8 protein-coding genes are annotated in these 6,069 nt (G+C 60.8%); 3 read left to right on the top strand and 5 right to left on the bottom strand.

The window, feature by feature from the left end:
• Window positions 1-159: 159 nt before the first annotated feature.
• Window positions 160-399 (bottom strand): hypothetical protein, encoded by a 240-nt coding sequence (locus tag NKK50_RS22735; protein WP_023670491.1) that lies wholly within the window; start codon window positions 397-399, stop codon window positions 160-162.
• A 133-nt stretch (window positions 400-532) separates the two neighbouring features.
• Between NKK50_RS22735 and gcvA the strand changes: the two genes are divergently transcribed.
• Complete coding sequence (gcvA, locus tag NKK50_RS22730; protein WP_023683901.1) at window positions 533-1,453, top strand: transcriptional regulator GcvA; 921 nt, start codon at window positions 533-535, stop codon at window positions 1,451-1,453.
• A 15-nt stretch (window positions 1,454-1,468) separates the two neighbouring features.
• Here the strand turns inward: gcvA and NKK50_RS22725 are convergent, their stop codons facing one another.
• The 4 genes from NKK50_RS22725 to NKK50_RS22710 all read right to left on the bottom strand — a co-directional run bounded on the left by NKK50_RS22725 (window position 1,469) and on the right by NKK50_RS22710 (window position 3,456).
• Complete coding sequence (locus NKK50_RS22725) at window positions 1,469-1,888, bottom strand: DUF1761 domain-containing protein (RefSeq protein ID WP_352520778.1); 420 nt, start codon at window positions 1,886-1,888, stop codon at window positions 1,469-1,471.
• A 105-nt stretch (window positions 1,889-1,993) separates the two neighbouring features.
• Window positions 1,994-2,692, bottom strand: coding sequence for a class I SAM-dependent methyltransferase (locus NKK50_RS22720; protein WP_196815008.1), 699 nt, complete (start codon window positions 2,690-2,692; stop codon window positions 1,994-1,996).
• Window positions 2,647-3,072 (bottom strand): EVE domain-containing protein, encoded by a 426-nt coding sequence (locus NKK50_RS22715; RefSeq protein WP_023826897.1) that lies wholly within the window; start codon window positions 3,070-3,072, stop codon window positions 2,647-2,649. Before NKK50_RS22715 ends, NKK50_RS22720 begins: the two co-directional genes overlap by 46 nt.
• Window positions 3,073-3,159: 87 nt before the next feature.
• Entirely contained in the window at window positions 3,160-3,456 is a 297-nt protein-coding gene (locus tag NKK50_RS22710) for a YciI-like protein (protein WP_023687732.1), read from the bottom strand.
• Between the two features lie 388 nt (window positions 3,457-3,844).
• On the opposite strand from NKK50_RS22710, the gene NKK50_RS22705 reads away from it, so the two are divergent.
• Window positions 3,845-5,074, top strand: coding sequence for a glycosyltransferase family 2 protein (locus NKK50_RS22705; protein WP_023745397.1), 1,230 nt, complete (start codon window positions 3,845-3,847; stop codon window positions 5,072-5,074).
• A complete protein-coding gene (locus NKK50_RS22700) occupies window positions 5,064-6,068 on the top strand; it encodes a glycosyltransferase (protein WP_023745396.1) in 1,005 nt (334 codons plus the stop codon). The genes NKK50_RS22705 and NKK50_RS22700 overlap by 11 nt, the downstream gene beginning before the upstream one ends.
• The last annotated feature ends 1 nt before the right edge of the window (window position 6,069 follow it).

Here is a 6,069-nt window from a genome sequence, read left to right as displayed (position 1 = left end):
GTAGGGAGTAGGGAGTAGGGAGTAGGGAGTAGGGAGTAGGGAGTAGGGAGTAGGGAGTAGGGAGTAGGGAGTAGGGAGTAGGGAGTAGGGAGTAGGGAGTAGGATGGTCTCGGCGTCGTTTCAATCCTTCACTACTCACTACTCCCTACTCACCATTGCCTAACGCCTTCTCGGCTTCTGCCACCCAGTGTCCAGCAATCCAAGCCGGCCGAGTTCCCGGTCCACGGCCCGCGTCACGTCCTTGCGCTGCGCGCCGACGTCGCGCAGTTGGCGATCCGAAAGGTCCTCCACGTCCTGGCGCGGCAGGTTGATGGCGACTTTCGCCTGGCGAAGCCAGTCCGTTACGGCATGCAACCAGTTCGAGCGAGCTGCTGGCGAGTTCAAAACGAAGATGGACATGATGCGCTCCGTGTCCGCCGGATATCAAATCCGGCTTGATGGTGTTTCGATGGGTGCATCATCCCGCATTGAAATCCATGAGAGAAACGAGTAGTTCTTTTCGGATCGTCAAATTTTATTTGAGGATAAGGTGATGTCCCGTCTGTTGCCCGGAACGCGCGCGCTGAGGACTCTGGAAGCCGCCGCCCGCCACCTCAATTTCACCCGCGCTGCCGACGAGCTCGGGCTGACGCCGGCGGCGGTCAGCCACCAGATCAAGGAAATCGAGGATCAGCTCGGGCTGGTGCTGTTCACGCGAACCAGTCGTACCATCCGGTTGACCGAGGCAGGTACGGTGCTGTTCGAGGCCTCGATCGATGCGCTCGACCTGCTCAACCGGGCGGTGTCGCGGGCGCGCAAGCTGACGCGCGGCACGGCATTGCTGAAGGTGACGCTCGACGCGCAGTTCGCGTCAAAATGGCTGATGCGGCGCGTCGACGATTTTCGCAAACTTCAGCCCAGTATCGAACTGAGGTTCGACATCGGCTACGAAGTGCGCGATTTCGAACTCGACGACGTCGATGTCGGCATCCGGTTCGGGGTCGGCAAGTATCCGGGGCTTCGCGCCCATCGCCTGTTCGACAACATCCTCATTCCGGTGTGCAGCCCGAGCCTGCTGACCTCCGGCCCGCCGCTGCGCGAACCGCGCGACCTCTTCAACCACACGCTTGCCCATATCGAATGGTCGCGCCAAGGCGTGACATGGCCGAACTGGCGCATGTGGATGGCGGCGGCCGGCATCAACGATTTCGACGACAGTCGGACTATCGTGTTTGGAACCTCTACCGATGCCGTGCAGGCGGCGCTCGACGGCAATGCCGTGGCGCTCGCCGAGTTCGCCATGGTGGCAAACGACCTTTCCCAGGGAAGGCTGGTGCAGCCCTTTGAACTCGGTCTGCGCGTGGGGCCGGAGTTCGGCTACTTCCTGGTCTATCCCGAGAGCACTGCCAACGATCCGCGCATCATCGCTTTCCGCGAATGGATCCTCGACGAAGTCGCCAGGACGCAGACCTGACGACTTCTGCAGGCCTCAGCCGGCGACCGGCGCCCCGAACCAGCCGATCACCGCGCCGATGATCAACAGCACGCCGAGCCAGTGGCCGCCGTCGATCAGGGTCAGGTCCCAGCCGAAATTCTCATAGCGATGGTTGGCCGTCAGCGTCGTGGCGACGAAACCCAGCCAGAGGACGAAGCCGAAGACCAGCCCTGCGACAAGGACCGGCTCGCCGCCGGTCATCGCGCCGACGACCAAGGCCAAGACCAGCGCCATGATCAGCTCGGCGATGAAGGAGATGATGAAGGGCGATATCGATTTCTTTGACGTTGACGGATCGATCCTGGCCGCCCTCATCCAAGGCTTGCTGAGGGCCGTGTACCAGACGGCGCCAAACAGCCACGCCGCGACGGCCGCGACAATCACCGCCAGCCAGTTCACCACTGAAAAATCCATAAAGTCCTCCCCTCAAGCAAGCCGCCCAAAGCCTGACGGTTCTGGGATAACGACATGCGTATTCTTCAAATCAATGCGCGATGGAACGCCTGTTCGGCAATGCCGTCAAGCGAAGCGCCACACCGTGGTGCGCTTGACCAGGGCGTCCTCCAGCGCCCGCGTCACCGCCACTTCGTAGACTGCGAGCGGCTCCAGTCCCGCCTTCGGCATGTAGGAGCGGCCCGGATCGCCGACGAGGATGTCAGCGCCGCGCGCCTTCAGTGTCGAAAACCACGGCATCAGCGTGTCGGCGAAGGATTTTTCGTAGAAGACGTCGCCCGCCAGTACCACGTCCCAGCCGGCGTCGGTGCCGATGCAGTCCGTGCCGCAAAAGTCGATGGCAACGCCATTGGCCTCTGCGTTGAGGCGGATCGCCGTTTCGCAGAACGGGTCGATGTCGGCGGCGATCACGTGCGCCGCACCCGCCTTGGCGGCGGCGACGGCGACAAGGCCGGAGCCGGAGGCGAAGTCGAGCACGCGTTTGCCCCGCACATCCGACGAATTGTCCAGCACGTAACGGGCAAGGCCCTGACCGCCGGCCCAGGCAAAGGCCCAGAACGGCGGCGGCAGGCCGATTTCGATCAGCTCGTTCTCCGTGCGCTGCCAGAGGTCATGCGCTTCGTCGGCAAGATTGAGGACAATCTCCGGCACATGCGGCGGCGACATAAGCGCCGTGTTGTCGAGAATGAACTTTTTCGCGCTGTTCGGCGTGAGGGCCGTCACGGAGCCGGCGTCAGGCCGCCCATGCGGCAGACTTCCTTCCATTCGGCCGGCGTCACCGGCTGTACGGAAAGCCGTCCAAGCCGCACCAGAGCCATCTCGGCGAGTTTCGGATTGGCCTTGACCTGTTCCAGCGTCGGCGGGTTCGGCACATCCTTGAAGGCTCGGATGTCGACGCATTCCCAGCGCGGATCGTCGGTGCTGGTATCCTGATGGGCAAGCGCGCAGACCTCGGCAATGCCGACGACGTTCAGCCCCTCATTGGAGTGATAGAAGAAGCCGAGATCGCCGATCTGCATCGCCTTCATGTTGTTGCGCGCTGCATAGTTGCGCACGCCGTCCCACTGCGTGCCGGCCTTGCCCTTGGCCTTCAGCGCCTCGAAGGAGAAGACCGAAGGTTCGGATTTGAACAGCCAGTAGTTCATGTCTTTGCTCCAACTACTATTTTTGCGCAATTCCGGACGGAAAACCGTTACACACTTTTCCTGGGATCGCTCTAGGCGCCGCCGGAACTAACTAGCCGCCGGCTTGTTGAAGGTCCAGTTCCACTGGCGGATTTCGACACTTTCGAACAGCCCGGCCTTGGCGTAGGGGTCGGCAGCCGACAGCGCCTGCGCACCGGCGAGGTCGGGCGCTTCCACGACGACGAGGCTGCCATTGGGCTTGCCCTCGGCGTCGAGGAACGGGCCGGCAAAGGCCAGTTTGTTGTCGGCGTTCAGGCGTTCGAGAAAGGCGACGTGGACCGGCCGCGTATCGACCCGCACCTGCAGGCTGCCCGGCTTGTCCTTGCAAATCAACGCAAACAGCATTTTTAAAACTCCGTTTTGGGATTGCGACAACAGCTCGCTTGAACTGCCGAAATCGCGGTTTTGCTTTTATGCTGGCTTCGGGTCAATGCCAAATGACGATCTCTCGACGCATTGAATCTCCGCTATGGCTCAAGCCAAGGCGTTGAAATAGTTGACAGTCCTGGGTTGATGAAAATCACAAACGCAACCCGCTTCGCCGAAAGAGTGGACGAAGGCGACAGGCTGCGTCGCGCACCACAACAGCGCACCAGCTTTGCTTGCCGCCGCCTATAAATCCACTACCGAGTATTTCGTAAATTCAAAAATAATCAATTTTCGATACGCAACACTCCAGCAAGTCAATTGTGAAATGGGCTGGTCTGCTCAGAACGCCTGAATAGAGGTCGCAATGGAGAGCATCGCGCGCAACACGACGGTTCGGATCGACGACGTCGCGCTTGCTTTCACGGCCGGCATGGGGACCGAGCGTGTTCTCGTCTCTGCAATCATTCCTTGCCTGAACGAGGAACTGACGCTCGGCATTTGCATTCGCAAAGCCTTCAATGCCTTCTCGATGCGCGGCATCAAGGGGGAAGTCGTCGTTGGCGACAATGGATCCGCGGACAAGTCGGTGGAGATTGCGCAAAAGCTGGGAGCGCGGGTCGTTCATCAGCCGGTAAAGGGCTATGGCGCGGCAATCAGTGCCGCGGTCGAAGCGGCCGAAGGCAAATATCTCATCATGGCGGATGCCGATGATTCCTACGATTGGAGCCAGCTCGGCGATTTCGTCGATGCGTTGGAACAGGGTGCGGAACTTGTGATGGGCGACCGGTTCGCCGGCGGGATCCAGCCGGGCGCCATGCCATCGTTGCATCGCTACCTCGGCAATCCTGTCCTTTCCACCATCGCTCGCTGTTTGCACAACTCTCCGGTCCGCGACTTCCATTGCGGCATGCGCGGTTTCACGCGCGAGGCATTTCTAAAAATCGGCGCGCGCTCGCCAGGGATGGAATTCGCTTCGGAAATGATCATCAATGCGCATCGCGCCGGGCTCGCCATTCGTGAAGTGCCGATCAAGCTCTACCCCGACAAGCGCAACCGCGCGCCGCATCTGCGTTCCTTCCGGGACGGTTGGCGACATCTGCGGCTGATCATAGCCCATGCGCCCGATACCATGTATCTCGTGCCTGGGCTGACCTTGTTGATCGCTGGCATTGCCGGCCTTGCCGTTCTCGCGGCTGGGCCTGTTCGCATCGGCGGATGGTACTTTGGAATTCACTTCGTCGCGCTTTCGGCCATGGCGACGTTGATTGGCCTTTCAGCGATCCTGTTCGGTATGCTGGCAAAGGTGGCAATCGCCATCTACCACCCGGTCTACAGCGGTCGAATTGTGCCATGGCTGACGCGCGGCCGGCCTTTGGAATGGCTGGTTTTTTCCGGTGGCGTACTCGCGGCAACCGGCTTCGCGGCCGATGGTTCACTCGCGCTACATTGGATTCTTATTGGCGGCCCCATGGAGCAATCGGTGCACCTGACCTTTGTAGTCACCACCATCTGCGTGGCCGGCATGTCGATGGTGCTGTCCGGCTTCGTGCTCAAATTGCTGCTTGATACGTTGAGTAGCAGACGTGAGCTCTAGCCCTCCAGCAGCCTTGCGAGCGGAAATTCAAGCGGCAAGCGGCTCGGCCGCAAAGCCTTTTCTGTCGGTTGTCATGCCGGTCCATGACGGGGCGGCATGGATTGGAGCGACACTTGACTCGCTTGCTGCAGAGCCGAGCGATGGCCTGGAGATAATCATCATCGACAGCAGCCCGACAAACGCTACTTCCGCCATTGTCGAGCGATTTCTCCACCGGCCGGCCTTCCGGCTGCTGCGGCGAAAGGATCTAGCGCCCTGGCAGGCGAAGACCAATCTGGGCGTTGAGCTGGCCGCCGCCGACTATGTCTGCATACTCCACCAAGACGACCTTTGGTTGCCCGGGCGCATCGAGGCCACGCGACGCTGGCTCGAGGACCTGCCCGAAGCAGCGCTTCACTTGGCCCCGACTGCGATCGTCGACCGCCACGGCCGGGGAATGGGATGCTGGAACTGTCCCTTGCCGAGCGACAAGGTGCTCGAATCCGACTTCTTGCTGGAACGGCTTCTCGTACAGAATTTCGTGTCCGTGCCTGCTCCGATATTTCGTCGGAATGCGTGGCTGGCATGCGGGGGTATGGATGAGAGGCTCTGGTATACAGCTGATTGGGATATATGGGCGAAGCTCGCCGTTGCCGGACCCGTCATTTATCACCAGGAGATAACCACGGCCTTCCGGGTTCATGGCGATTCGCTGACCGTAACCGGATCGCGCGATGCGAACGAATTCCGTTCGCAAATGCAGACTGTCCTGGAGCGCCATTTGGACCGGCTTTCGGCGCGCAGCCGGCGCCGGATCGAATCTGCTGCTCGGGCATCGATCAGCGTTAATGTGTCGCTGGCGGCTGCGTCAGCCGGCGACTTGAAGGCCTTGCTTCGAGCCGCTCGTATTATGCTGTCGCTCGGGCCGACGGGATTGAGGCGCTATTTGCGCGATTCGCGGCTGCGTGAGCGTGTCATGTGCCGGCTTCGCGCGAAACTGACAGGAGCTTTCTGAG

It is taken from the genome of Mesorhizobium sp. M0001 (assembly GCF_040324255.1).
Lineage (GTDB): Bacteria > Pseudomonadota > Alphaproteobacteria > Rhizobiales > Rhizobiaceae > Mesorhizobium.
Note: the sequence above shows the minus strand (reverse complement) of the source record. Positions and strands in the feature narration are given on the sequence as shown.

Bases quoted from the DNA above. Each gene is read 5' to 3' on its own strand.
- NKK50_RS22735 (WP_023670491.1), bottom strand. From the start codon at position 399: ATGTCCATCTTCGTTTTGAACTCGCCAGCAGCTCGCTCGAACTGGTTG.
- gcvA (WP_023683901.1), top strand. From the start codon at position 533: ATGTCCCGTCTGTTGCCCGGAACGCGCGCGCTGAGGACTCTGGAAGCC.
- NKK50_RS22725 (WP_352520778.1), bottom strand. From the start codon at position 1,888: ATGGATTTTTCAGTGGTGAACTGGCTGGCGGTGATTGTCGCGGCCGTC.
- NKK50_RS22720 (WP_196815008.1), bottom strand. From the start codon at position 2,692: ATGGAAGGAAGTCTGCCGCATGGGCGGCCTGACGCCGGCTCCGTGACG.
- NKK50_RS22715 (WP_023826897.1), bottom strand. From the start codon at position 3,072: ATGAACTACTGGCTGTTCAAATCCGAACCTTCGGTCTTCTCCTTCGAG.
- NKK50_RS22710 (WP_023687732.1), bottom strand. From the start codon at position 3,456: ATGCTGTTTGCGTTGATTTGCAAGGACAAGCCGGGCAGCCTGCAGGTG.
- NKK50_RS22705 (WP_023745397.1), top strand. From the start codon at position 3,845: ATGGAGAGCATCGCGCGCAACACGACGGTTCGGATCGACGACGTCGCG.